Source organism: Streptomyces sp. Tu6071 (assembly GCF_000213055.1).
GTDB lineage: Bacteria > Actinomycetota > Actinomycetes > Streptomycetales > Streptomycetaceae > Streptomyces > Streptomyces evansiae.
Window position 1 is genome coordinate 3,011,216 of the sequence record NZ_CM001165.1, and the last position, 24,139, is coordinate 3,035,354.

At 70.2% G+C, this 24,139-nt stretch carries 18 protein-coding genes, 1 tRNA gene and 1 pseudogene; 4 read left to right on the top strand and 16 right to left on the bottom strand.

Annotated features, from left to right (window positions below):
- Window positions 1-2: 2 nt before the first annotated feature.
- Complete coding sequence (locus STTU_RS12245; RefSeq protein ID WP_043254979.1) at window positions 3-674, bottom strand: hypothetical protein; 672 nt, start codon at window positions 672-674, stop codon at window positions 3-5.
- A gap of 234 nt (window positions 675-908) precedes the next feature.
- On the opposite strand from STTU_RS12245, the gene STTU_RS12250 reads away from it, so the two are divergent.
- Window positions 909-1,976, top strand: a complete 1,068-nt coding sequence (locus tag STTU_RS12250) for a hypothetical protein (RefSeq protein ID WP_043254981.1) — start codon at window positions 909-911, stop codon at window positions 1,974-1,976.
- A 211-nt stretch (window positions 1,977-2,187) separates the two neighbouring features.
- Here STTU_RS12250 and STTU_RS12255 read toward each other — a convergent pair whose 3' ends face one another.
- From STTU_RS12255 to STTU_RS12305, 11 genes are all read right to left on the bottom strand, one after another.
- A complete protein-coding gene (locus tag STTU_RS12255) occupies window positions 2,188-6,102 on the bottom strand; it encodes a DNA-directed RNA polymerase subunit beta' (protein WP_007823151.1) in 3,915 nt (1,304 codons plus the stop codon).
- 143 nt (window positions 6,103-6,245) lie between these two features.
- The gene (rpoB, locus tag STTU_RS12260; RefSeq protein WP_007823153.1) at window positions 6,246-9,734 is read right to left on the bottom strand and encodes a DNA-directed RNA polymerase subunit beta; all 3,489 of its coding nucleotides are present in this window, start codon (window positions 9,732-9,734) and stop codon (window positions 6,246-6,248) included.
- Window positions 9,735-10,413: 679 nt separating this feature from the next.
- Window positions 10,414-10,797 carry a 50S ribosomal protein L7/L12 gene (rplL, locus tag STTU_RS12265; protein ID WP_043254983.1) on the bottom strand — a complete coding sequence of 128 codons (384 nt, stop codon included), beginning with the start codon at window positions 10,795-10,797 and terminating at the stop codon, window positions 10,414-10,416.
- A gap of 114 nt (window positions 10,798-10,911) precedes the next feature.
- Window positions 10,912-11,442: a 50S ribosomal protein L10 gene (gene rplJ, locus STTU_RS12270; protein WP_008746149.1), complete on the bottom strand. Its 531-nt coding sequence runs from the start codon at window positions 11,440-11,442 to the stop codon at window positions 10,912-10,914.
- A 327-nt stretch (window positions 11,443-11,769) separates the two neighbouring features.
- Complete coding sequence (locus STTU_RS12275) at window positions 11,770-12,777, bottom strand: hypothetical protein (RefSeq protein WP_078518970.1); 1,008 nt, start codon at window positions 12,775-12,777, stop codon at window positions 11,770-11,772.
- Window positions 12,778-12,859: 82 nt separating this feature from the next.
- Window positions 12,860-13,525, bottom strand: a complete 666-nt coding sequence (locus STTU_RS12280) for a hypothetical protein (RefSeq protein ID WP_007823165.1) — start codon at window positions 13,523-13,525, stop codon at window positions 12,860-12,862.
- A 144-nt stretch (window positions 13,526-13,669) separates the two neighbouring features.
- A complete protein-coding gene (gene rplA, locus STTU_RS12285) occupies window positions 13,670-14,392 on the bottom strand; it encodes a 50S ribosomal protein L1 (protein ID WP_007823167.1) in 723 nt (240 codons plus the stop codon).
- A 94-nt stretch (window positions 14,393-14,486) separates the two neighbouring features.
- Window positions 14,487-14,921, bottom strand: coding sequence for a 50S ribosomal protein L11 (gene rplK, locus STTU_RS12290; RefSeq protein WP_007823169.1), 435 nt, complete (start codon window positions 14,919-14,921; stop codon window positions 14,487-14,489).
- 219 nt (window positions 14,922-15,140) lie between these two features.
- Window positions 15,141-16,058 carry a transcription termination/antitermination protein NusG gene (gene nusG / locus STTU_RS12295; RefSeq protein WP_007823171.1) on the bottom strand — a complete coding sequence of 306 codons (918 nt, stop codon included), beginning with the start codon at window positions 16,056-16,058 and terminating at the stop codon, window positions 15,141-15,143.
- An 83-nt stretch (window positions 16,059-16,141) separates the two neighbouring features.
- Window positions 16,142-16,420 carry a preprotein translocase subunit SecE gene (gene secE / locus STTU_RS12300; RefSeq protein WP_007823174.1) on the bottom strand — a complete coding sequence of 93 codons (279 nt, stop codon included), beginning with the start codon at window positions 16,418-16,420 and terminating at the stop codon, window positions 16,142-16,144.
- 110 nt (window positions 16,421-16,530) lie between these two features.
- Window positions 16,531-16,603, bottom strand: a tRNA-Trp gene (locus STTU_RS12305).
- A gap of 260 nt (window positions 16,604-16,863) precedes the next feature.
- On the opposite strand from STTU_RS12305, the gene STTU_RS12310 reads away from it, so the two are divergent.
- Window positions 16,864-18,090, top strand: coding sequence for a pyridoxal phosphate-dependent aminotransferase (locus tag STTU_RS12310; protein ID WP_007823175.1), 1,227 nt, complete (start codon window positions 16,864-16,866; stop codon window positions 18,088-18,090).
- 143 nt (window positions 18,091-18,233) lie between these two features.
- Window positions 18,234-19,337 carry an adenosine deaminase gene (locus STTU_RS12315; protein ID WP_052862359.1) on the top strand — a complete coding sequence of 368 codons (1,104 nt, stop codon included), beginning with the start codon at window positions 18,234-18,236 and terminating at the stop codon, window positions 19,335-19,337.
- Here the strand turns inward: STTU_RS12315 and STTU_RS12320 are convergent.
- Window positions 19,324-19,992 carry a DsbA family protein gene (locus STTU_RS12320; RefSeq protein WP_043254986.1) on the bottom strand — a complete coding sequence of 223 codons (669 nt, stop codon included), beginning with the start codon at window positions 19,990-19,992 and terminating at the stop codon, window positions 19,324-19,326. The two genes, STTU_RS12315 and STTU_RS12320, sit on opposite strands and share 14 nt — an antisense overlap.
- Window positions 19,993-20,110: 118 nt before the next feature.
- A complete protein-coding gene (locus STTU_RS12325; protein WP_007823180.1) occupies window positions 20,111-20,743 on the bottom strand; it encodes a TetR/AcrR family transcriptional regulator in 633 nt (210 codons plus the stop codon).
- Between the two features lie 105 nt (window positions 20,744-20,848).
- On the opposite strand from STTU_RS12325, the gene STTU_RS12330 reads away from it, so the two are divergent.
- Window positions 20,849-21,487: an NAD(P)-dependent oxidoreductase gene (locus STTU_RS12330; RefSeq protein ID WP_007823182.1), complete on the top strand. Its 639-nt coding sequence runs from the start codon at window positions 20,849-20,851 to the stop codon at window positions 21,485-21,487.
- A 75-nt stretch (window positions 21,488-21,562) separates the two neighbouring features.
- On the opposite strand, the pseudogene STTU_RS12335 reads toward STTU_RS12330, so the two are convergent.
- Both STTU_RS12335 and STTU_RS12340 read right to left on the bottom strand, forming a co-directional pair.
- Window positions 21,563-22,639: pseudogene (locus tag STTU_RS12335) on the bottom strand (UDP-N-acetylmuramate dehydrogenase); the annotation flags it as partial.
- A 45-nt stretch (window positions 22,640-22,684) separates the two neighbouring features.
- Window positions 22,685-24,124, bottom strand: coding sequence for an MFS transporter (locus STTU_RS12340; RefSeq protein WP_007823184.1), 1,440 nt, complete (start codon window positions 24,122-24,124; stop codon window positions 22,685-22,687).
- Window positions 24,125-24,139: the final 15 nt, after the last annotated feature.

Below are 24,139 nucleotides of genomic sequence, written 5' to 3' on the forward strand. Positions count from 1 at the left end.
CTTCACTGGCATTGCTGAGCACCGACATCGGAGCGGAGTTCTTTAACCACCCAGCGCTCCTCTTTCCCAACCGCAGTCATCCCCAGCTCGAAGAGGATGTGATCGTCCGCGCTGGGTGTGGTCAGCATCGGCTTACCAGCCTTCAAGTCTTTCGTGTAGAAGTGCGTATCGTCTGCGCAGTAGGTCACGACCGCTGTACTGCCCTTGTGGACAATCTCGACGTTCGGCCGCGTGAGGCGCTCTGTACCGCTGACCGAGTACTTCTTCGCCACGTGATCTCGCACGTTCTTCTCAGCAATCCGTCGTGCGTTCCCGCCCGGGTACGTGTACGACAGATAGGCCGGGTCACGGGAGTCTTGCTGCGCGATGGCGCGATAAAAGGCGACGGTGAAGTCACGTGCGTCCCGCAGGACAGCGGCCTCCTCTGCCCCGGACGGCTCGTCCCAATCCGTGACGATCTTGACGTCCTTCGGCAAGCTCAGGTCCGGTCCGTCCTTCTCCCCCGCCGCCTCCGACGCAGTCGGACTCGGCTTTGCGGGCGCCGTCGTCTCCGTCCCCGCGATCTTCCCCTCATCCGCCTTGTCCGACTTCTCGTCGTCACCCCCGCACCCGGCCACCAGAACAGAAGCCACCACAAGGGCGACACAAGCGGTCAAGGTGCGCTGACGCTTCACAGTCAAACTCCAAAAGGCGGGAACACATCCAGACGTACGACGAACTTAGTCAGGCACCGACCGGCTTCGCCACCACTTAGGGCCCAACTACACGCATTCCGCACGCGCTTGACATCCGTCACACTCCCAACGCCTCAGCCCCGCCCCAGGCACTGCGCCGATCGGGTGCCCCCTGTCGCCCCCGCGCGGGAAAGCGCACCATGGGAAGCCGGACGAGTCCCCGGGGGGAACGCCATGCCCTACGACCCCGACCCCACCCCGTCCCCGCGCCCCGACGACGCGCACGACGCGCGCGGCAAGCACGACGCACACGGCCCGGACACCCCCGCCAAAAAGGAACCCCCGCCCCTGAGCTGGCCCCGCGCCCTCACCCACGGCCTCACCAGCGCCTTCGTCCTCGTCCTCGTCCTCACGCTCTTCATGAGCCTGCTCGGCGAAGTCCCCTTCGCCCTCGTCTTCTTCGCCGGCCTCGTCCTCCCCCCGGCCCTCACAGCCCACCACTACGCCCGGCGCCCCCTCCCCCCGTCCCGCCCCCGGGGAACCCGCACCGCCCCCGAAGTCCTCGACTACGCGCGGGCGATCCAGTCCCTCGACTACCAACCGGGCCCCGGCTCCACGGAGGACGACCTCGCGGACTACCAACTCGCGCTGGACGTCTACGACAAGAGCCGCACCGCGGACAGCGAGGACCTCGACGCCGTGCTCGCCGAGGGCTGGTCCGCGCTGACCCGCCTGCATACCCCCAACGCCGAGTGGAACCACGGCGAGGGCGACGCCGTGCTGCGGCTGCCGCGCCCCGAGCCCGGCACCATGGCCGTCCTCGCCCTCACGAGCCCGGCGCTCGGCCTCGTGCGCGTACGGACCCGGGGCGGACGCGGGCCCTGGGCACGGCTGTACGAGGCCGGGGGCCCCGTCTGCGCCCGCCTTCCGCTCCCGGCCCGGGAGGAGGACTCCGTACAGCTCGAACTCCGTCTCGAAGGCGCCTGGCGCCTCGCCGTGCTCGGCGCGCACGTCATCCGACGCCTCACCCCCGAGGCCCCCCGCCTGAACGGCTGGGGCGGCGACGTCCTCGCCCTGGAGACGCCCGCGTCGGAGCGCCTCGCCTTCCACCACACCGGCCCTGGCCCGTACCAGCTCCGCCGCCTCACCCCCACCCTGCGCCCCGCCGAGGTCCTCGCCGAGGGCATGGGCGAGGCCCGCCTCACCCTCCCCGCCCCCACCGGCTTCCTCCAGATCCAGACCCGCTCCGGCTGGACGCTCGACGGCGGGGAGGGCACCGCCCCCGGACCGCCGCCGCGTTGAGCGCGGGGCGCACACGCTCAGCGCGCCCCGCCGCACCCCGGATCAGCCCCGCCACCAGCCCCCGCACACGCAGAACGGGCCGCCCCGCCCCCGCACCGGCCGCCCCGCCTCCGCACACGCCGAACCGGCCGCCCCCACACACGCCGAACGGCCGCCCCGCACCCCCCGAAGGGAGCGCGAGACGGCCGTTGGTCACACCAACCGACGGGGCTTACTGGTTGTAGGGCCCGTAGTCGTAGTCCTCCAGCGGGACGGCCTGGCCGGACCCCGTGCCGAAGGGCGAGTAGTCGATGTCGTCGTAGCCGACGGCCGAGTACATCGCGGCCTTGGCCTCCTCGGTCGGCTCGACCCGGATGTTGCGGTAGCGGGAGAGACCCGTACCGGCCGGGATGAGCTTACCGATGATGACGTTCTCCTTGAGGCCGATCAGGGAGTCCGACTTGGCGTTGATCGCCGCGTCGGTGAGGACCCTGGTCGTCTCCTGGAAGGACGCCGCCGACAGCCACGACTCGGTCGCGAGCGAGGCCTTGGTGATACCCATGAGCTGCGGACGGCCGGAGGCGGGGTGACCGCCCTCGGTGACGACCCGCCGGTTCTCCGTCTCGAACTTCGAGCGCTCGACCAGCTCACCGGGCAGCAGCTCGGCGTCACCCGACTCGATGATCGTCACACGGCGCAGCATCTGCCGGATGATGATCTCGATGTGCTTGTCGTGGATCGACACACCCTGCGAGTTGTAGACCTTCTGGACCTCGCCCACGAGGTGCACCTGCACCGCGCGCTGACCGAGGATGCGGAGCACGTCGTGCGGGTTGGTGGCACCCACGGTGAGCTTCTGGCCCACCTCGACGTGGTCGCCCTCGGCGACCTCCAGACGGGCGCGCTTGGAGATCGGGTAAGGAGTCTCCTCGCTGCCGTCGTCCGGGGTGACGACGATCTTCTTGGTCTTCTCGGTCTCCTCGATGCGGACCCGGCCCGCGGCCTCGGAGATCGGGGCGACACCCTTCGGGGTACGCGCCTCGAAGAGCTCGACGACACGCGGCAGACCCTGCGTGATGTCGTCACCGGCCACACCACCGGTGTGGAAGGTACGCATCGTGAGCTGGGTGCCCGGCTCACCGATGGACTGGGCGGCGATGATGCCGACCGCCTCACCGATGTCGACGAGCTTGCCGGTGGCGAGCGAACGCCCGTAGCACATCGCGCAGGTGCCGACGGCGGACTCGCAGGTCAGGACCGAACGGGTCTTGACCTCCTCGATGCCGTGGCGGACCAGCTCGTCGATGAGCACGTCACCGAGGTCGGTACCGGCCGGGGCCAGTACGACGTCCCCGACGACGACGTCCTCGGCGAGGCAGCGCGCGTACACGCTGGTCTCGACGTCCTCCGTCTTGCGCAGGACGTTGTCCGACCCGCGCTCGGCGATCTTGAGGCGCAGACCGCGGTCGGTGCCGCAGTCCTCCTCGCGGATGATGACGTCCTGCGAGACGTCGACGAGTCGACGCGTGAGGTAGCCGGAGTCGGCGGTACGCAGGGCGGTGTCGGCGAGACCCTTACGGGCACCGTGTGTGGAGATGAAGTACTCCAGCACGGACAGGCCCTCGCGGAAGGACGCCTTGATGGGACGGGGAATCGTCTCGTTCTTGGCGTTCGACACCAGACCACGCATACCGGCGATCTGACGGAGCTGCATCATGTTCCCTCGGGCGCCCGAGTTCACCATCATGGCGATCGGGTTCGTCTTCGGGAAGTTCTCGTTCATCGCCTCGGCGACCTCGTTGGTCGCGCGGGTCCAGATCCGGATCAGCTCACCGGTGCGCTCGTCCTTGGTGATGAGACCGCGCTCGTACTGCTTCTGGACCTTCTCGTCCTCGGCCTCGTACTGGGCGACGATGCCCTTCTTCGCCTCGGGGACGACGACGTCCGAGATGGCGACGGTGACACCGGAACGGGTCGCCCAGAAGAAGCCGGACGCCTTGAGGTTGTCCAGCGTCGCGGCGACGATCACCTTGGGGTAGCGCTCGGCGAGGTCGTTGACGATCTCCGAGAGCTGCTTCTTGCCGACCGAGTAGTCGACGAAGGGGTAGTCCTCGGGCAGCAGCTCGTTGAAGAGCGCCCGGCCCAGCGTCGTACGCAGCCGGAAGGAGTCACCCGGCTGGTACTCCGGCGAACCGAAGTCGTCCTCGCCCTCGGCGGGCTCCGGCGGGGTCCAGCCGCGCGGCGGCATGGTGCCGACCGGGAAGCGGATGTCCACCTTCGCCTGGAGCGAGAGCTCCCCGGCGTCGAAGGCCATGATCGCCTCGGCGGTCGAGCCGAAGGACCGGCCCTCACCGATGACCTTGCGCTCCTCCTCGTCCGTCGTGAGGAAGAAGAGGCCGAGCACCATGTCCTGGGTCGGCATGGTGACCGGACGGCCGTCGGCCGGCTTGAGGATGTTGTTCGAGGACAGCATCAGGATGCGGGCCTCGGCCTGCGCCTCCGCGGAGAGCGGCAGGTGCACGGCCATCTGGTCACCGTCGAAGTCCGCGTTGAAGGCGGTGCAGACGAGCGGGTGGATCTGGATGGCCTTGCCCTCGACGAGCTGCGGCTCGAAGGCCTGGATGCCCAGGCGGTGCAGGGTCGGGGCACGGTTGAGCAGCACCGGGTGCTCGGCGATGACCTCTTCGAGGACGTCGTAGACCACGGTGCGACCGCGCTCGACCATGCGCTTGGCCGACTTGATGTTCTGCGCGTGGTTCAGGTCCACCAGGCGCTTCATCACGAACGGCTTGAACAGCTCCAGCGCCATCGCCTTCGGCAGACCGCACTGGTGCAGCTTGAGCTGCGGACCGACGACGATCACGGAACGCGCGGAGTAGTCCACGCGCTTGCCGAGGAGGTTCTGGCGGAAGCGGCCCTGCTTGCCCTTGAGCATGTCGGAGAGCGACTTCAGCGGACGGTTGCCGGGGCCCGTGACCGGGCGACCGCGACGGCCGTTGTCGAAGAGCGCGTCGACGGCCTCCTGGAGCATGCGCTTCTCGTTGTTCACGATGATCTCGGGCGCGCCGAGGTCGAGAAGCCGCTTCAGGCGGTTGTTGCGGTTGATGACGCGGCGGTACAGGTCGTTGAGGTCGGAGGTCGCGAAGCGGCCACCGTCGAGCTGCACCATCGGACGCAGGTCCGGCGGGATGACCGGGACGCAGTCCAGGACCATGCCCTTGGGGCTGTTGGCGGTCTGGAGGAAGGGCGAGACGACCTTGAGCCGCTTGAGGGCGCGGGTCTTCTTCTGGCCCTTGCCGGTGCGGATGATCTCGCGGAGGCGCTCGGCCTCCTCCTCCAGGTCGAAGGACTCCAGGCGCTTCTGGAGCGCGGCGGCGCCCATCGAGCCGTCGAAGTACGTGCCGAAGCGGTCGCGCAGCTCGCGGTAGAGCAGCTCGTCGCCCTCCAGGTCCTGGACCTTGAGGTTCTTGAAGCGGCTCCACACCTCGTCGAGGCGGTCGATCTCGCGCTGGGCGCGGTCACGGAGCTGCTTCATCTCGCGCTCGGCACCCTCGCGCACCTTGCGGCGCGCGTCGGCCTTGGCGCCCTCGGCCTCCAGCTCGGCGAGGTCGTTCTCCAGCTTCTTGGCGCGGTTCTCCAGGTCGGAGTCGCGCCGGTTCTCGACCTGCTGGCGCTCGACCTGCACCTGCGCCTCGAGCGAGGGCAGGTCGCGGGTACGGCGCTCCTCGTCCACGTACGTGATCATGTACGCGGCGAAGTAGATGACCTTCTCCAGGTCCTTCGGCGCCAGGTCGAGCAGGTACCCGAGGCGCGAGGGCACGCCCTTGAAGTACCAGATGTGCGTGACGGGAGCGGCGAGCTCGATGTGGCCCATGCGCTCGCGGCGCACCTTGGCGCGAGTGACCTCGACGCCGCAGCGCTCACAGATGATGCCCTTGAAGCGGACACGCTTGTACTTGCCGCAGTAGCACTCCCAGTCCCGGGTGGGGCCGAAGATCTTCTCGCAGAAGAGCCCGTCCTTTTCCGGCTTGAGGGTGCGGTAGTTGATGGTCTCCGGCTTCTTGACCTCGCCGTGCGACCAGGTCCGGATGTCGTCCGCGGTGGCAAGGCCGATCCGCAGCTCGTCGAAGAAGTTGACGTCGAGCACTATGCGTCAATCCCTCTCAGGGTTGTGTCAAAGGTGGTCTGTACGGGGTCCTGCGCCCCGGTCGTACGGGGCTGGGGTCACCACCCGGCCCGCCGGCCACGCCCCCTCGGGGGCGGAGCGGCCGGCGGGACCGGGTGGGCCCGTCAGACCTCTTCGACGCTGCTCGGCTCGCGCCGGGACAGGTCGATACCGAGCTCTTCGGCGGCACGGAAGACGTCCTCGTCCGTGTCACGCATCTCGATGGACATGCCGTCCGAGGACAGCACCTCCACGTTCAGGCAGAGCGACTGCATTTCCTTGATGAGCACCTTGAAGGACTCGGGAATGCCGGGCTCGGGGATGTTCTCGCCCTTGACGATGGCCTCGTAGACCTTCACGCGGCCGGTCACGTCGTCGGACTTGATCGTCAGGAGCTCCTGGAGGGCGTAGGCGGCGCCGTACGCTTCCAGCGCCCACACCTCCATCTCACCGAAGCGCTGGCCACCGAACTGCGCCTTACCACCCAGCGGCTGCTGCGTGATCATCGAGTACGGGCCGGTCGAGCGCGCGTGGAGCTTGTCGTCCACGAGGTGGTGGAGCTTGAGGATGTACATGTACCCGAGCGAGATCGGGTCCGGGAACGGCTCGCCGGAGCGGCCGTCGAAGAGCCGGGCCTTGCCGGACGGCAGCACCATGCGGTCACCGTCCCGGTTGGGGATGGTGTGCTGGAGCAGACCGGTCAGCTCGTCCTCGCGGGCGCCGTCGAAGACGGGGGTCGCGACGTTGGTGCCGGGGGCGACCTGGTCGGCGCTGATCGCCTGGAGGCGCTGCGCCCAGTCCTCGGGCACCTGCGAGACGTCCCAGCCCTGGCTGGCGAGCCAGCCGAGGTGGATCTCCATGACCTGGCCCGGGTTCATGCGCGAGGGCACGCCCAGCGGGTTCAGGATGATGTCGACCGGGGTGCCGTCCTCCAGGAACGGCATGTCCTCGATCGGCAGGATCTTGGAGATGACGCCCTTGTTGCCGTGACGGCCCGCGAGCTTGTCACCGTCGGTGATCTTGCGCTTCTGGGCGACGTAGACGCGGACCAGCTGGTTCACGCCCGGGGGAAGCTCGTCGCCCTCCTCGCGGTCGAAGACGCGGACGCCGATGACCTTGCCGATCTCGCCGTGCGGGACCTTGAGCGAGGTGTCACGGACCTCACGGGCCTTCTCGCCGAAGATCGCGCGCAGCAGGCGCTCCTCGGGGGTCAGCTCGGTCTCGCCCTTGGGCGTGACCTTGCCGACGAGGATGTCACCGGCGATGACCTCGGCGCCGATGCGGATGATGCCGCGCTCGTCGAGGTCGGCGAGGACCTCCTCGGAGACGTTCGGGATGTCCCGGGTGATCTCCTCGGGGCCGAGCTTGGTGTCACGGGCGTCGACCTCGTGCTCCTCGATGTGGATCGAGGAGAGGACGTCGTCCTGCACGAGGCGCTGCGACAGGATGATCGCGTCCTCGTAGTTGTGACCCTCCCACGGCATGAAGGCGACAAGAAGGTTCTTGCCGAGCGCCATCTCGCCGTTCTCGGTCGCGGGACCGTCCGCGAGGACCTGGCCGACGATGACCCGGTCGTTCTCGTTGACGATGACCTTCTGGTTGACCGAGGTGCCCTGGTTGGAGCGCGAGAACTTCGCGAGGCGGTACGTGGTGTACGTGCCGTCGTCGTTCGCGGTCGTGATGTAGTCCGCGGAGACCTCCTGGACCACACCGTCCTTGTCGGCCTTGAGCACGTCGCCGGCGTCGGTCGCGGAGCGGTACTCCATGCCGGTGCCGACGATGGGCGCCTCGGACTTGATCAGCGGCACCGCCTGGCGCATCATGTTCGCGCCCATGAGGGCACGGTTGGCGTCGTCGTGCTCCAGGAAGGGGATCATCGCGGTCGCGACGGACACCATCTGGCGCGGCGAGACATCCATGTAGTCGACGTCGTCCCCGGGGACGTAGTCGACCTCGCCGCCGCGGCGGCGCACCAGGACGCGGGCCTCCTCGAAGTGGAGGTCGTCCGTGAGCGGCGCGTTCGCCTGGGCGATGACGAAGCGGTCCTCCTCGTCGGCCGTCAGGTAGTCGACGTCGTCGGTGACGACACCGTCGACGACCTTGCGGTACGGGGTCTCGACGAAGCCGAAGGCGTTGACGCGACCGTAGGAGGCGAGCGAGCCGATCAGGCCGATGTTCGGGCCTTCCGGGGTCTCGATCGGGCACATGCGTCCGTAGTGGGACGGGTGCACGTCGCGGACCTCGAAGCCGGCCCGCTCACGGGAGAGACCACCCGGGCCGAGCGCGGACAGACGACGCTTGTGCGTCAGCCCGGACAGCGGGTTGTTCTGGTCCATGAACTGGGACAGCTGGCTGGTGCCGAAGAACTCCTTGATGGAGGCGACGACCGGCCGGATGTTGATGAGGGTCTGCGGGGTGATCGCCTCGACGTCCTGGGTCGTCATGCGCTCGCGCACGACGCGCTCCATACGGGCGAGACCCGTGCGGACCTGGTTCTGGATCAGCTCGCCGACGTTGCGCAGGCGGCGGTTGCCGAAGTGGTCGATGTCGTCGGTCTCGACGACGATCGTCTTGCCCTCGTCACCGACGGTCGCCTCGGTCTCGCCCGCGTGCAGCTGCACGAGGTACTTGATCGTGGCGAGGATGTCGTCGGTGGTGAGCACCCCGGCGTCCAGCGGCGCTTCCGAACCGAGCTTCTTGTTGACCTTGTAGCGGCCGACCTTCGCGAGGTCGTAGCGCTTCGGGTTGAAGTAGAGGTTCTCCAGAAGGTTCTGGGCGGCCTCACGGGTGGGCGGCTCGCCCGGACGCAGCTTGCGGTAGATGTCGAGGAGCGCGTCGTCCTGGCCCTGGGTGTGGTCCTTCTCCAGGGTGGCGCGCATCGACTCGTACTGGCCGAACTCCTCGAGGATCTGCTCGGTCGTCCAGCCGAGCGCCTTGAGCAGTACGGTCACCGACTGCTTGCGCTTGCGGTCGATGCGGACACCGACCATGTCGCGCTTGTCGATCTCCATCTCCAGCCAGGCACCCCGGGAGGGGATGATCTTGGCGGAGTAGATGTCCTTGTCGGAGGTCTTGTCGATCGAGGAATCGAAGTAGACGCCCGGCGAGCGGACCAGCTGGGAGACCACGACACGCTCGGTGCCGTTGATGACGAAGGTGCCCTTGTTGGTCATGAGCGGGAAGTCGCCCATGAAGACCGTCTGGGACTTGATCTCGCCGGTCTCGTTGTTGGTGAACTCGGCGGTGACGAAGAGCGGGGCGGCGTACGTGAAGTCGCGGTCCTTGCACTCGTCGATGGAGTTCTTCGGCGGCTCGAAGCGGTGGTCGCGGAACGTCAGCGACATCGACCCGGAGAAGTCCTCGATCGGGGAGATCTCCTCGAAGATCTCCTCCAGACCGGACTTGGTGGGGACGGACATGCCGCCCGCGAGGGCCGCCTCGACGCGGGACTTCCAGGCGTCGTTGCCGAGCAGCCAGTCGAAGCTCTCGGTCTGAAGGGCGAGCAGGTTGGGAACCTCGAGAGGCTCCCGGATCTTTGCGAAAGAAATGCGCAGCGGGGCGGTGCTGGCACCGTTGTTCGTTTGTGCGGTCGAGGCAGTGCGCGAGGCGGCCAAGAGGGGGTCCTTCCGAGGGCTCGGACTCACTACGCGCGTACCGGTCCCGGGCTGGACGCACCGAGTGAAAGCCCTGGTCAGGGCCTGTTTTTTCGTTCGGTGCTCGGCTCGGGGATGCCCCTGGTGACGGGCAGGAGGCAGCTAACAGGCAGCGCAAAGGGACAGTGTAGCCATATGGCCCACTGATGTCCAGTCCGGGTTTTCTCCCGGATGCGCGAGACTCTCGCTGATCACAACTCCTGCGCGTTCCGTGCGCCTGACGACGCACTCCGATACTGCCCTCTTCGCCACCGATCCATGCCTCGGATTGAGGATCGTTGTGACGACGCGCACTGAGAATTGCGCGCTGCGTGCCGTTCGTCAAGGCCCCCGCGCCCCACCGCTCGGCCGCCGTGCGGGCCCACAGGGGCCCAGGGCCCGGGGCCGGGCGCACAACGAAGATCACCCTACCCGCAGGGGCGGAACGCCCGCAGCACCCGCCACGGCAACGCCAAAGGGCGACCACCCGGTTGGGTGATCGCCCTTCGACCCCTCGGCGTTACACCCCAGGGTGAAAACGTCGTGGAACGGTTGCCACGGCCATCATCCGGCCGGGGCAGCCTTCGTACGTACGTGCCCGTGCGGGCCCCTCACGGGGCCGCGCGACGGACGCGTGCGAAAGGTCCTCGCGGACCTCGAATCACTTGACCTCGACGGAGGCGCCGGCGCCCTTGAGGGCATCGGCGGCCTTGTCGGCGGCGGCCTTGTCGACCTTCTCCAGGACGGGCTTCGGCGTGCCGTCCACGAGGTCCTTGGCCTCCTTGAGACCCAGCGAGGTCAGCTCACGCACGACCTTGATGACCTGGATCTTCTTGTCGCCGGCACCCGTGAGGATGACGTCGAACTCGTCCTGCTCCTCGGCGGCCTCGGCCGGGGCGGCGCCGCCACCCTGGACCGCGACGGCCGCGGGGGCGGCGGCGGTGACGTCGAACTTGTCCTCGAAGGCCTTCACGAACTCGGAGAGCTCGATGAGGGTCATTTCCTCGAACTGGGCGAGGAGGTCTTCCTGGCTGAGCTTCGCCATGATGGCGGTCCTTCCACTCTTCGGCTGGTGCCGGATGTACATGTCGGCGGGCGTACGTACGGCCCGCGTCGACCTCCGCCCGCTCAGCGGGCTCGGGTCAGAAAACGAGCCGAATTACTCGGCACCGCCCTGCTCGGCCTTCTTGGCACGAAGCGCCTCCGCGGTGCGGACGAACTTCGAGGGAAGCGCCTGGAAGAGCGCGGCAGCCTGCGACTGCTTGCCCTTCATGGCGCCCGCCAGCTTGGCCAGCAGAACCTCGCGGGACTCGAGGTCCGCAAGCTTCTTGATCTCGTCGGCGGAGAGCGCCTTGCCGTCGAGAACACCGCCCTTGATGACAAGCGCGGGGTTGTCCTTGGCGAAGTCACGGAGACCCTTCGCCGCCTCGACCGGGTCACCGGTGACGAAAGCGACGGCCGTCGAGCCCTTGAGGTGCTCGTCCAGCTCCGAGAACCCGGCCTCCTTGGCCGCGATCTTGGTCAGCGTGTTCTTCACCACACGGTACTGAGCGTTCTCGCCGAGAGAACGACGCAGCTGCTTGAGCTGCGCGACGGACAGACCCGTGTACGCGGTAACGACGGCAGCGTTGGAGTTACGGAGCTTCTCCGTGATCTCCTCAACGGCATCGACCTTGTCAGCGGTCGCCATGTGCCTCGGCCTCCTTCCGGGGTGATGAGCTTCGACTGACCTCGCGATCAGCCGCAGACGAGCCGTGGACCACCGGGGCGAAGGAGAGTGGAGAACAAGCGAAACGCCCCGGCGCAGGCGCACGGGGCGTGGCTCGACCGGACTGGACGTCCGGGAGCTGCGGTCCTCATTCGCACCTGCGCGGGTCGCTCGCGTATCTGCGAGTCCTTCGGCCTCCACGCCTTTCGGCACGGGGGCGACCAGCGGTCTTCGGCTACGGGAGTGAGAGTACGGGAGCGGGCCCGCCCGGAGCAAATCGCCCCCGGCGGGCCCGGCACCGCGCGACGGTCACTCGCCGCCGAGCGCGTCCTCGAGTTCCTTCATGTCGGCGTCACTCGGGCCGCCGTCCTTCGTGAGGTCGCCGATGCCCTGGAGCATCTTCATGAGGTCCATCGTCTGACCGGCGGGCGGGGCGGTCACCTTGAGCGCGCCCGTGAAGTCCGAGTACAGGGCCTTCGTGGTGACGGCTCCGTCCTTGGTGACCGCCTTGCTGTCCGCGCGGACGAGCAGGTCGTCGGCGCCGATCCACAGGTCCATGTCCTGCGACTTCAGGCCGGACTTCTTGAAGGTGTCCCGCAACTGCTTCTGCGTCTCGGCGTCCATGCCCTTGAACGTGCCCTCCGTGTTCAGCAGCGCGTCGCCCGCCACCGTGCCGCGGAAGTGCTTCGCCTCGACACCGCCGACCTTCTCGGTGCCGACGTACTTGACGCCCTTGGCGGCGCGGAGCATGTCGATCTGCATCGCGGGGCCCTGGTTGAAGGAGCCCATGAGCTGGTCGAACTGCTCCATGGCGTCCCCGGCACCGCCGGCCTTGGCCGCGGCGGCGAGGTCGATCTTCATCCAGCGCTTGCCGTCCATCTGGGCGGCGCCGTCCGTCCCCATGTCCATGTACATGACGTCGCCGTCCCACTTCATGGGGATCTCGGCGGGCATTCCGGCCTCGGCCTGACCGGTCTTCACGACCATGTCCATGGCCAGCGGGTCCCAGCCGAGCTTGCCCTTCGTGGCGGTCGCGCCGCCCACTCCGGCGGTCGCCGCCGGGGCCTTCGTCGTCATGTCGACGGTGACGGACTTGAAGGTGCTGACCTTGTCCGAGGCCGCCTTCAGGGCCTCCTGCGGGTCCACGTCCCCGGCGGGCGCGGCCGAGGACTTCTCCGCCGCCGGCTTCGCGTCGCTCTTCTTGTCCCCGGAGTCGTCCCCGTTGCACGCCGTCGCCGCCCCGCCGAGGAGCGCCACCGCGATTGCCGCCCCCACGACGCGGCCCGTACGCCCCCGGCCCCACGCTGTGTTGCTCATTTCCCCACCCCATGCTTCCACTGTGCGTACCCCGGATTTTTCCCGCACATTACCCGAGGGGTACGACACCCCCGAACCGGATTCAGTTCCCGCCGCCCGGCACCCGCGGCACCTCCACGTCCGTCCCGAACCCGCTCCAGTACGTCGTGACGCGTACGAGCCCCGCCTTCCCGCGCCCCGACTCGACCCGCTTCACGAGCCGTCCCCGCGCGTCCAGCCACACGTCCACGCTCTGCGCCGCGACCCCCGCCTCCCGCACCCGCGCCGACTCGGCGGCCCGTACGCGTCCCGCCCAGTGCGTCGTGACGACGCCCCGTACCCGCGCCCGTCCGGCCCGGTGCGCGTCGGCGGCGGCGAGGAGCAGCCGCAGCGAGGCGGCCGGTACGAGGTCGGTCCCCGTCCCCTGCCGCACCCAGCGCTTCCCGGCCACCGGCCGCGCGAGCCGTACCCACGCCTCGCCGTCCTTCAGCACGAGGTCGCCGCCCACCCCCACCCGCAGCCGCCCGTACGGCTTCCCCGACCAGTCGAGGGCACCCCGGCTGCGGGTCAGCTCCCCCTCGATCTCGGAGACGGACTCCGTACGGGCCGAGCCGGCCGCCTCCGTGGCGCGCACCGCCTCCCGCAGCACCCGCGCCGCCTCCCCGCGGGCCCCGCGGCTCTCCCCCGTACCGCCGCCGGACCCCCCGCACCCGGCGAGCAGCAGGCAGCCCGCGAGCGCCGCCGCCGTACCCCGTCCCCACCCGCGCACGTAAGCCCCCTCGCCTCGAACGCCCCACCCAAGCACGCGCGCCCGCGCGGCGACAGAGCGCGCGAAGGCCCCGCACCCGGGACGGGTGCGGGGCCTTCGGGAAGACGCGCGTCCGTGACGCGGTCACCGGCTGGAGCCAGGGGCTCAGACGGCGGCCGGGTCCTCCTCGGTGAGGAGGTTACGGGTGCGGTTGGGGTCGACCGGGACGCCGGGGCCCATCGTGGTGCTCACGACGGCCTTCTTGATGTAGCGGCCCTTCGCGGCGGACGGCTTGAGACGAAGGATCTCGTCGAGCGCGGCGCCGTAGTTCTCGACGAGCTGCTCGTCCGTGAAGGACGACTTGCCGACGATGAAGTGGAGGTTCGAGTGCTTGTCGACGCGGAACTCGATCTTGCCGCCCTTGATCTCCTTGACGGCCTTGGCCGCGTCGGGGGTCACGGTGCCGGTCTTCGGGTTCGGCATGAGGCTGCGCGGGCCGAGCACGCGGCCGAGGCGGCCGACCTTGCCCATGAGGTCCGGCGTCGCGACGACGGCGTCGAAGTCCAGACGCCCCTTCGCGACCTCGTCGATCAGCTCGTCGGCGCCGACGATGTCGGCGCCCGCGGCACGCGCGGCCTCGGCACGGTCACCGGTCGCGAAGACCAGGACCCGGGCGGTCTTGCCGGTGCCGTGCGGGAGGTTCACGGTGCCACGGACCATCTGGTCGGCCTTGCGCGGGTCGACACCCAGGCGGAAGGCGATCTCGACGGTCGAGTCGAACTTGGTGGTGGCGGTGTCCTTGGCCAGCCGGATCGCCTCCAGGGGCGCGTACAGGCGCTCCCGGTCGATCTTGGCGTCGGCAGCCCGGAGGGACTTGCTGCGCTTCACTACTGCTCCTGGTGTTCTGTTGCGGAGTTGTGGTCCGGACGGCGCTCGTCCTGCCACAAGAGGTCTACGGGGCCCGGCGGGCCCTGCCGCGGGCTCAGCCCTCGACGGTGACGCCCATCGAACGCGCGGTACCGGCGATGATCTTCGCGGCGGCGTCGATGTCGTTGGCGTTGAGGTCTTCCATCTTGGTCTGGGCGATCTCGCGGACCTGGGCGTCCGTGATCTTGGCGACCTTGGTCTTGTGCGGCTCGCCCGAGCCCTTCTCGACACCGGCGGCGCGGAGGATCATCTTCGCGGCGGGCGGGGTCTTCGTGATGAAGGTGAAGGAGCGGTCCTCGTAGACCGTGATCTCGACCGGGATGACCCAGCCGCGCTGCGACTCGGTCGCGGCGTTGTAGGCCTTGCAGAACTCCATGATGTTGACGCCGTGCTGACCCAGCGCGGGGCCGACCGGCGGGGCCGGGTTGGCGGCACCGGCCTGGATCTGGAGCTTGATCAGCCCCGTGACCTTCTTCTTCTTGGGAGGCATTGCTCTCTCCGGGTCCTGGTGAGAAGTGTTCGGCCTGCGTCCGGGGCAACCGGTTTTACGCGGTTCGACCGGACGGAGGCATACCGCACAACGGTAACGGGTATCGCTGTACGCTCAAAAACCGGCAGGTCACAGGGGGTGCCGGGTCTCCCCGTACCCCCTGTGACCTGCCGGAAGTCCGCGCGGCGCGGCACCCTTCGACCGAGGGCGCCGCCCGGATCAGTTCTTCTGGATCTGGTCGAAGCTCAGCTCGACCGGGGTCTCGCGACCGAAGATCTCCACGAGGCCCTTGACCTTCTTGGAGTCGGCGTTGATCTCGTTGATCGTCGCCTGGAGGGTCGCGAAGGGGCCGTCCGTGACGGTGACCGAGTCGCCGACCTCGAAGTCGAGGACCTGGACCTCGACCTTGCGCTGCGGCGCGGGCTTGCCCTCGGCCTCGGCGGCCTCGCGGGCCGCCTTCTCCTCCGCCTCGGGGGCGAGCATCTTGACGATCTCGTCGAGGGTCAGCGGGTACGGGTCGTAGGCGTTGCCGACGAAGCCGGTGACGCCGGGGGTGTTGCGGACGACGCCCCAGGACTCGTTGGTGAGGTCCATGCGGACGAGGACGTAACCGGGGAGCTTGTTCTGCCGGATCGTCTTGCGGTCGCCGTTCTTGATCTGGACGACCTCTTCCTGCGGCACCTCGGCCTGGAAGATGAACTCCTCGACGTTGAGCGAGACGGCGCGCTGCTCCAGGTTCGTCTTCACGCGGTTCTCGTAACCGGCGTAGGTGTGGATGACGTACCACTCGCCGGGCAGGGTGCGCAGTTCCTCGCGCAGGGCCGCGACGGGGTCGACGGCCTCTTCCTCTTCCTCGGCGGCTTCCTCGGCGGCCTCTTCGTCCGCGGCGTCCTCCGCCGCGTCCTCGGCGTCCTGCTCGGCTTCCTCGGCGGCGAGTCCGTCCGCGTCGGCCGCGGTCTCCTCCGCCTCAGCGGCTTCCTCGCCGACCGCGGCGGCCTCGGTCTCGGCCTGGGCTTCCGCAGCCGCGGCCTGCTCCGGCTCCACGGCGCCCTCGGCCTCGGCGCCGAGAACGTCCTCGGCGGAGGCCGGGCCCTCGTGCGCGGGCTGGTCGGCGCCGTTCAGGTTCGGGTCAGACACGTCGCTGCTTCTTCCTGATACATAGGGGTGGAACACGCGAAAGGGGCGCCGAGTACGGCGCCCTTCGCATTGTGCATGCCGGCTCAGCCAAAAACGTACTTGGCGGCCTGCGAGAATCCGTAGTCGATCACGGTGACCAGGCCAATCATGATCACCACGAAGACGATGACGACGGTCGTGTACGTCGAGAGCTGATTGCGCGTGGGCCAGACGACCTTGCGGAGCTCCGCGATGACCTGTCGGTAGAAGAGCGCGAGCCGGCCCAGGGGGCCCTTCTTGCCGCGCTTGCCGCCCTTCTTCTTGGGGCGGGGTGCCTCGTCCTGGGCATCAGGCGTATCGATGGAGCCCACGGCGTCCGTCACGTGTCCTCACCTGAATTCCCGGTCGGGTGCCGTACCGCACCCAGGGGAGCCGCACGGCGGTGCAATAGCTGTACGTACACATGCGCACACATACCCGAAGGTGTGTGAAGCAGGGCCGGAGGGACTTGAACCCCCAACCGCTGGTTTTGGAGACCAGTGCTCTACCAATTGAGCTACGACCCTTTGCCCGCCCCAACGTACCGCATCCGTCCGCCGACACTAAGTGCCTGCGCCGAACCGGTCCGCCGTGGGCCAACGAGGAGAGAGCATACGTGTTCCGGGCTCCCAGGTCGAACGCGTAGTTCCGCGAGCCCGGCCCGTCCGGCCCGCGCGCGGGCCGCGCCCCGTCCCCCGTACCGCCGCCGTCCCGCTCGCGCACCGGCCCCCGTCTCGATCCGCAAACCCCGGTGCCCGGGATGTTCCCGGTCTGAAACGATGGGGACATGAGCGCTGCAACCCCTCCCACCGAGCGCCGGGTATCCGCGCGCATCGCCGCCATCTCCGAGTCCGCGACCCTCGCCGTCGACGCCAAGGCCAAGGCCCTCAAGGCCGCCGGGCGTCCGGTGATCGGCTTCGGCGCGGGTGAACCCGACTTCCCCACGCCCGGATACATCGTCGACGCCGCCGTCGAGGCGTGCCGCGAACCGCGCAACCACCGCTACACGCCGGCCGGGGGGCTCCCCGAGCTGAAGGCCGCGATCGCCGCGAAGACGCTGCGCGACTCCGGCTACGAGATCGACGCCTCGCAGGTGCTCGTGACCAACGGCGGCAAGCAGGCCATCTATGAGGCGTTCGCCGCGATCCTCGACCCGGGCGACGAGGTCATCGTCCCGGCCCCGTACTGGACCACGTACCCCGAGTCGATCCGGCTCGCGGGCGGCGTGCCGGTCGAGGTCGTCGCGGACGAGACGACCGGCTACCGCGTCACGCTGGAGCAGCTGGAGGCGGCCCGCACCGAGCGCACCAAGGTGCTGCTCTTCGTCTCCCCCTCCAACCCGACGGGGGCCGTCTACCCGGAGGCCGAGGCCGAGGCGATCGGGCGCTGGGCCGTCGAGCACGGCCTGTGGGTGCTCACGGACGAGATCTACGAGCACCTCGTGTACGGGGACGCGACGTTCACCTCGCTCCCGGCGATCGTGCCCGAGCTGCGCGACCGCTGCGTCGTGGTGAACGGCGTGGCGAAGACGTACGCGATGACCGGCTGGCGGGTGGGCTGGGTCATCGGCCCGAAGGACGTCATCAAGGCCGCGACGAACCTCCAGTCGCACGCGACCTCGAACGTCGGCAACGTCTCGCAGGCCGCCGCGCTGGCCGCCGTCTCCGGCAGCCTCGACGCGGTCGCCGAGATGCGCACGGCCTTCGACCGCCGCCGCCGCACGATCGTGCGGATGCTCAACGAGATCGAGGGCGTGCTCTGCCCCGAGCCCGAGGGCGCCTTCTACGCGTACCCCTCGGTCAAGGACCTGCTCGGCAAGGAGATCCGGGGCCGCCGTCCCGCCGACAGCGTCGAGCTGGCCGCGCTGATCCTCGACGAGGTCGAGGTCGCGGTCGTCCCGGGCGAAGCCTTCGGCACCCCCGGTTACCTGCGGCTCTCGTACGCGCTCGGGGACGAGGACCTCATCGAGGGCGTCGGCCGGCTCCAGAAGCTCCTCGCGGAGGCGAAGGACTGACCGCGAGCGGTCGCACGGACCCGAGCGGGCCCCCACCCTTCACCGGGCGGGGGCCCGCCGCCGTATCCGGACGAGCGTTCGGGCAAGTGCTCGAAGGGGTAACCGGCTACCGGACAGCCGCCCTCGTGCGGCAGGATTCATGAATGGAGCGCATGCACGTGAACCCCCGCGCCGGGGTGGTCAGGGACGGGGCCAGAGACCTCACCGAACTGCCGAAGGCACATCTGCACCTGCATTTCACCGGGTCGATGCGTTCCTCGACGCTGCTCGAACTCGCCGACAAGTACGGGGTACGGCTCCCCGACGCCCTCACCTCGGGCGAGCCGCCGCGGCTGCGCGCCACCGACGAGCGCGGCTGGTTCCGCTTCCAGCGCCTCTACGACGCCGCCCGCGCCTGCCTGCGCGCGCCCGAGGACATCCAGCGCCTCGTCCGCGAGGCGGCCGAGGAGGACGTGCGCGACGGCTCGGGGTGGCTGGAGATCCAGGTCGACCCGACCTCGTACGCGCCCGCGCTCGGCGGCCTGATCCCGGCCCTGGAGATCATCCTCGACGCGGTCGCCTCGGCCTCGCGCGACACCGGGCTCGGGATGCGCGTCCTCGTCGCCGCGAACCGCATGAAGCACCCGCTCGACGCCCGCACGCTCGCGCGCCTCGCGGTGCGCTTCGCCGATCAGGGCGTGGTCGGCTTCGGGCTCTCCAACGACGAGCGGCGCGGGATGGCGCGCGATTTCGACCGCGCCTTCGCGATCGCGCGCGAGGGCGGGCTCCTCGCGGCGCCGCACGGGGGCGAGCTGGCGGGCCCCTCCTCGGTACGGGACTGCCTCGACGACCTGCACGCCGCGCGCGTGGGGCACGGGGTGCGCGCGGCCGAGGACCCGGTCCTGCTGCGCCGCCTCGCCGACTCGGGCGTGACGTGCGAGGTGTGCCCGGCGTCGAACGTGGCGCTCGGCGTCTACCCGAAGCAGGCGGACGTCCCGCTGCGCACCCTCTTCGAGGCCGGGGTCCCGATGGCGCTCGGCGCCGACGACCCGCTCCTCTTCGGCGCGCGGCTCACGGCGCAGTACGAGATCGCCCGCCGCGACCACGGCTTCACGGACGCCGAACTGGCGGAGCTGGCCCGGCAGTCGGTACGGGGCTCGGCGGCGCCGGTGGACGTGCGCGAGAAGCTGCTGGCGCGGGTGGACGACTGGCTGGCGTACCAGGGCACGCCCGAGGTCCTGCCACGGACACGTTCTACGACTGCTTGAGTTGCTCCTGCCCGCGCGTGACGAGGGTGAGGGTCATCCCGGTCTCCGTGGTGACCATGTCGTTCGTACCGCTCGCGATGAGGGTGTCGTCGAGGAAGAAGGACGGTGTGCCCTGGATGCCGTCGCGCTCGTAGGCGGCCTCGGAAGCGGCGACGAAGTCCGCGTACCGCATCGTGCGGACCGCCTTGTCGAACGCGGGGCCGCGCAGGCCCTTCACCTTCGAGGCGAGCGCGAGGAGCCGCTCGGTCGTGAAGCCGTCGACGCTCTCCGCGGGCTGGTGGGCGTAGAGGACGTCGTGGTACGCGGCGAAGTGCCCCTCCTCCAGGGCGGCGCGCAGCGCGTTGACCGCGCGCTTGGAACCCCCGCCGCCGAGGCCGTCGTCGAGGAAGGAGGCGAGCGTGTAGTCGGTGCGCACGTATCCGTTCTCGGTGTTCTCGCGCAGCACCCGTGCCCCGCCCGAGTCCTCGAACTCCTTGCAGACGGGGCAGCGGGGGTCCTCGTAGACGTGCATCGTGCCCGCCGCCAGTTCCCGCCCGACGTGGATCGTGGTGCCGTCCGCGTCGAGCGTCTCGGTCAGGGGCCCGGCGGCCGGCCGCGCGCCGGGCTCGTCCTTCCCCGCCTCTGCGGCATCACCACAGGCGGCGGCGCCGCTCATCACAAGCACCGCACAGCAGACGGACAGCACAGCTCGCCACGGACGCAGCCGCATCAGGTTCCCCCCAAGGAACGCGCAGAAGCCCGGCCCCCCGGCCGCGCCCGGCGAGCCTAGAGGATCACTCCTCCGCGTCCCGCGTCAGGCCCCCGAGCAGCGTCCCCACGATCGCCTCCGCGAACTCCTCGTCGCTGTCGGGAGCCCGCCCGGTCTCGGTGGCCTCGTGCGCGAAGGCGCGCTGGGCGCAGGCGCCGAGGAGCAGCGCGGCGGCGGCGCGCGGGTCGGCCCCGGCGGCGACGCGGCCCGCGTCGCGCTCCTCGCGCAGGTACTCCTCCAGGTGCCGCAGCGGTACGTGGGGGCCCGCGCCGAGTTCGCGCAGCGCCTCGAAGTGGCGTGCGCGCAGGGCCGGTTCGGCGTAGAGCGAGGCGGCGATCGGGAAGGTCTCGGCGTAGAAGGCGACCGCGCGGCGGCAGTAGGCGGCGAGTATCGCGGCGACGGTCTCGGGGCCCCCGGCGCGGGGCGGGTCGAGGCGCGGCAGCCGAGTGCGCAGGACCTCGACGAAGAGGTTCTCCTTGCTGCCGAAGTACTTGTAGAGCACGGCCTCGGAGCAGCGCGCGGTGCGCGCGATCTCCTTCGTCGTGGCTCCGACGAGCCCGGCCTCCCGCATCAGCCGGAGCGCCGCGTCGAGCACCCGGGTCCTGGCGGGCGCCATCGTGGCCTCGCCGAAGGGCCGGTGGTACAGGTCCTCAGTCATGCGTTCCCCTCCCGGACACTGGGCCCAAGTCCTTGACGTGCGGCCCGCGTTCTCCCCATTGTGGGGGTGAGTGAGCACTCACCCACCTGATCGAGGGGGAAGATCATGAAGCTGACGGTATTCGGCGCGACCGGTGGAGTCGGCGGCGAGGCGGTGCGCCAGGCGCTCGCCGCGGGCCACGAGGTGACGGCGGTCGTCCGCGATCCGGCGCGGCTCGACGCGCGGGGCACGGGGCTGGAGGTCGTACGGTCCGCGCTCGAATCGCCGGACGAGCTGGTCGCCGCGGTCGCCGGGCGCGACGCGGTGCTCTCGGGGCTCGGCGTGGCGAACAAGGCGCAGGCGCGTACGGGGCTCGCGGAGCGGCTGACGCGGACGGTCCTCGCGGCGCTGGCGGCGGCGGGGACGCGGCGCCTCGTGGTGGTGAGCGCGGCCCCGCTCGCGCCGCCCGCACCGGGCACGGGCCTCCTGGACCGGGCGATGCTGGGCGCGATCGACACGCTGCTGAAGCCGGTCTACGAGGACCTGCGCGCGATGGAGAGGCTCCTGCGCGAGAGCGACACCGCGTGGACCCCGGTCCGGCCGCCGCGCCTGACGAACGGCCCGCTCACGGGCACGTACCGCACCGCCGTCGACGCCAACCCCCCGAAGGGCCGCACCATCAGCCGCGCGGACGTCGCCCACGCGATGCTCGGGGCGGCCGACGACCCGTCCCTCGCGGGCCACGCGCTGGGCGTGGCGTACTGACCTCGCGCCGCGCGGGCGGCCGGGGCCGACGTGTACGGCGAGGTGAGTGAGCACTCACCCACCTTGCCGTCCCGTCTACAGCCCCACGCCCACCATCACCGGCTCGTTGACCAGTTCCACGCCGAAGGTCTCGCGGACGCCCGCCACGACCTCGCGCGCGAGGGCGAGCAGGTCCTCGGTGCTCGCGGCGCCGCGGTTGGTCAGGGCGAGCGTGTGCTTCGTGGAGATACGGGCGGCGCCGCTCCCGTAGCCCTTCGTGAACCCGGCCTTGTCGATGAGCCAGGCGGCCGACGTCTTCGTGAGCCCTTCGCCCGCCGGGAAGGCGGGAGGCGTGACGTCCTCGCCGAGGCGGGCGTGCGCCTTGGCGAGGAAGGCGGCGAACTCGGCCTCGGTGAGCAGCGGGTTGGTGAAGAAGGAGCCCGCCGACCACGTGTCGTGGTCGGCGGGGTCGAGCACCATGCCCTTGCCCGCGCGCAGCTTCAGGACCGTGTCGCGCGCGGTCGCGAGCGGCACGCGCTCGCCGACCCCGACGCCGAGCGCCCGCGCCGTCTCCGCGTACCGCACGGGCGCCGAGAGCCCGTCGGCGTCCTCCAGCGCGAACCGCACCCGCAGCACGATCCACCGCTCGGGCTCCGCCTTGAAGCGGCTCCAGCGGTACGCGAAGCCGCACTCGGCGGCGGGGACGGTCACCGTCTCGCCGCTCGCGCGGTCGTAGGCGAGGACTTCGGTGACGGTCTGCGCGACCTCCTGGCCGTACGCGCCGACGTTCTGGATCGGCGTGGCCCCCGCCGAGCCCGGGATGCCCGCGAGGCACTCGATCCCGGCGAGCCCGGCGGCGACGGAGGCGGCGACGGTCTCGCCCCAGGTCTCCCCGGCGGCGACTTCGAGCCGGGTGCCGTCCAGGGTGCGGCCGGTCGTCGCGATGCGCAGCGCGGTGCCGTCGAAGCCCTTGTCGCCGATGACGAGATTGCTGCCGCCGCCGATCACGAGCAGCGGTTCGCCCGCCGTGTCGGCGGCGCGGACGGTCTCGACGATCTCGGCGTCGGTGTGTGCCGTGACGAGGCGGCGCGCGGTGCCGCCGAGCCGGAGCGTGGTGAGCGGGGCGAGGGGAGCGTCGTGGAGTTCCTGCACGGCTTCAGCGTACGTGGAGCGGTGGCGGCGGGTGTCGCTCCACCTGCGGCCACCGGCCCGCGCGCCCTAGACGGCAACTCGCTCGGCGCTGTCCGCGAGCGCCGTTCCGCCCGGCTCCGGACGCGTCCCCGCGCCGCCGCCGCGCGGGATCAGCAGCGCGATCACCGCCCCCAGGAGCACTCCGCCCGTGCCCGCCCACAGGGCCGGGGTGAGCCCGTCCAGGAAGTCCGCGGCGCTCCCGTACCCGCCCCGCGTGGTGAACACGGCACTCAGGACGGCGATGCCGAGCGCCCCGCCGACCTCGCGGACCGCGTTGTTCACGCCGGAGGCGATCCCCGCCTCGGCGGGGCGCACGCTGTCCATGACGAGGGCCGCGGCGGGCGCGAAGTAGAGCGCCATCCCGATGCCGCCGAGGATCATCCCGGGGAGCAGCTCCGCGTACGAGACCCCCGCGTCGAAGAGGTACGCGAACCAGCCGAGCGCGATCCCCTGGAGGAACAGCCCGGCGGCGACCACGCGGCGCCCGCCGAAGCGGTCGCTGAGCAGCCCCGCGACCGGCGCGACGAGCATCGGCATCCCCGTCCACGGCAGCATCCGCAGGCCCGCCTCGGTCGGCGACCAGCCCTGTACGAGCTGGAGGGCCTGGCTGAGCAGGAAGACCGAGCCGAACATGCCGAGGAACATCAGCAGGCTGACGCCGTTGATCGCGTTGAAGGCCCGTCCCCGGAAGAGCCGCATCGGCACCATGGGGCGCCGCGAGCGCAGTTCCCAGACGACGAACCCGGCGAGCAGCGCGGTCCCCGCGAGGAGGCCGCCGAGCACGGGCGCGCTGGTCCAGCCGTCCCCGTTGCCGTTGATGAGCGCGTACACGATCCCGAAGAGCCCGCCGCTGACCAGGAGCGTCCCCGGCAGGTCCAGGCGTGCCCCGGGCGCGGTCGACTCGCCGAGCCGCAGCGGGGCGAGGACCAGCAGCAGGGCGCCGAGCGGCACGTTGAGCCAGAAGATCCAGTGCCACGAGATGTGCTCGGTGAGGGTGCCGCCGATGAGCGGCCCGGTCGCGACCGCGAGACCGTTGACGGCGCCCGTGATGCCGTACGCCATCCCGCGCCGCCCGGCGGGAACGGCCGCCGCGATGAGCGTGAGGATGAGCGGCATCATGACCGCCGCGCCGACGCCCTGCACGGCGCGCGCGGCGATGAGCTGGCCTATCCCCTGCGCGAAGCCCGCGAGCCCCGAGGCGAGCGTGAAGAGCGCGACGCCCGCCAGGAACATCCGGCGTCGCCCGAAGCGGTCCCCGAGCGCGGCCCCGAAGAGCATGAGCACCGCGAAGGTCAGCGTGTAGGCGCTCACCGTCCACTCCAGGTCCCCCGCGCCGCCGCCGAGATCGGCGCGGATCGAGGGCAGGGCGTTGGTGACGACGAGGTTGTCGAGCGCGGCCATGAAGCCCGCGATCCCGGTGATGAGCAGCACCCAGAAGACGGGCCGCTTGCTCGGTGTGCGTGTCATGTTCTGTGTCCCCCA

Bases quoted from the DNA above. Each gene is read 5' to 3' on its own strand.
- rplJ (WP_008746149.1), bottom strand. From the start codon at position 11,442: ATGGCGACCGCTGACAAGGTCGATGCCGTTGAGGAGATCACGGAGAAG.
- STTU_RS12320 (WP_043254986.1), bottom strand. From the start codon at position 19,992: ATGAGCGGCGCCGCCGCCTGTGGTGATGCCGCAGAGGCGGGGAAGGAC.
- STTU_RS12310 (WP_007823175.1), top strand. From the start codon at position 16,864: ATGAGCGCTGCAACCCCTCCCACCGAGCGCCGGGTATCCGCGCGCATC.
- STTU_RS12330 (WP_007823182.1), top strand. From the start codon at position 20,849: ATGAAGCTGACGGTATTCGGCGCGACCGGTGGAGTCGGCGGCGAGGCG.
- STTU_RS12250 (WP_043254981.1), top strand. From the start codon at position 909: ATGCCCTACGACCCCGACCCCACCCCGTCCCCGCGCCCCGACGACGCG.
- STTU_RS12325 (WP_007823180.1), bottom strand. From the start codon at position 20,743: ATGACTGAGGACCTGTACCACCGGCCCTTCGGCGAGGCCACGATGGCG.
- rplL (WP_043254983.1), bottom strand. From the start codon at position 10,797: ATGGCGAAGCTCAGCCAGGAAGACCTCCTCGCCCAGTTCGAGGAAATG.
- rplK (WP_007823169.1), bottom strand. From the start codon at position 14,921: ATGCCTCCCAAGAAGAAGAAGGTCACGGGGCTGATCAAGCTCCAGATC.
- STTU_RS12275 (WP_078518970.1), bottom strand. From the start codon at position 12,777: ATGAGCAACACAGCGTGGGGCCGGGGGCGTACGGGCCGCGTCGTGGGG.
- STTU_RS12340 (WP_007823184.1), bottom strand. From the start codon at position 24,124: ATGACACGCACACCGAGCAAGCGGCCCGTCTTCTGGGTGCTGCTCATC.
- STTU_RS12315 (WP_052862359.1), top strand. From the start codon at position 18,234: ATGGAGCGCATGCACGTGAACCCCCGCGCCGGGGTGGTCAGGGACGGG.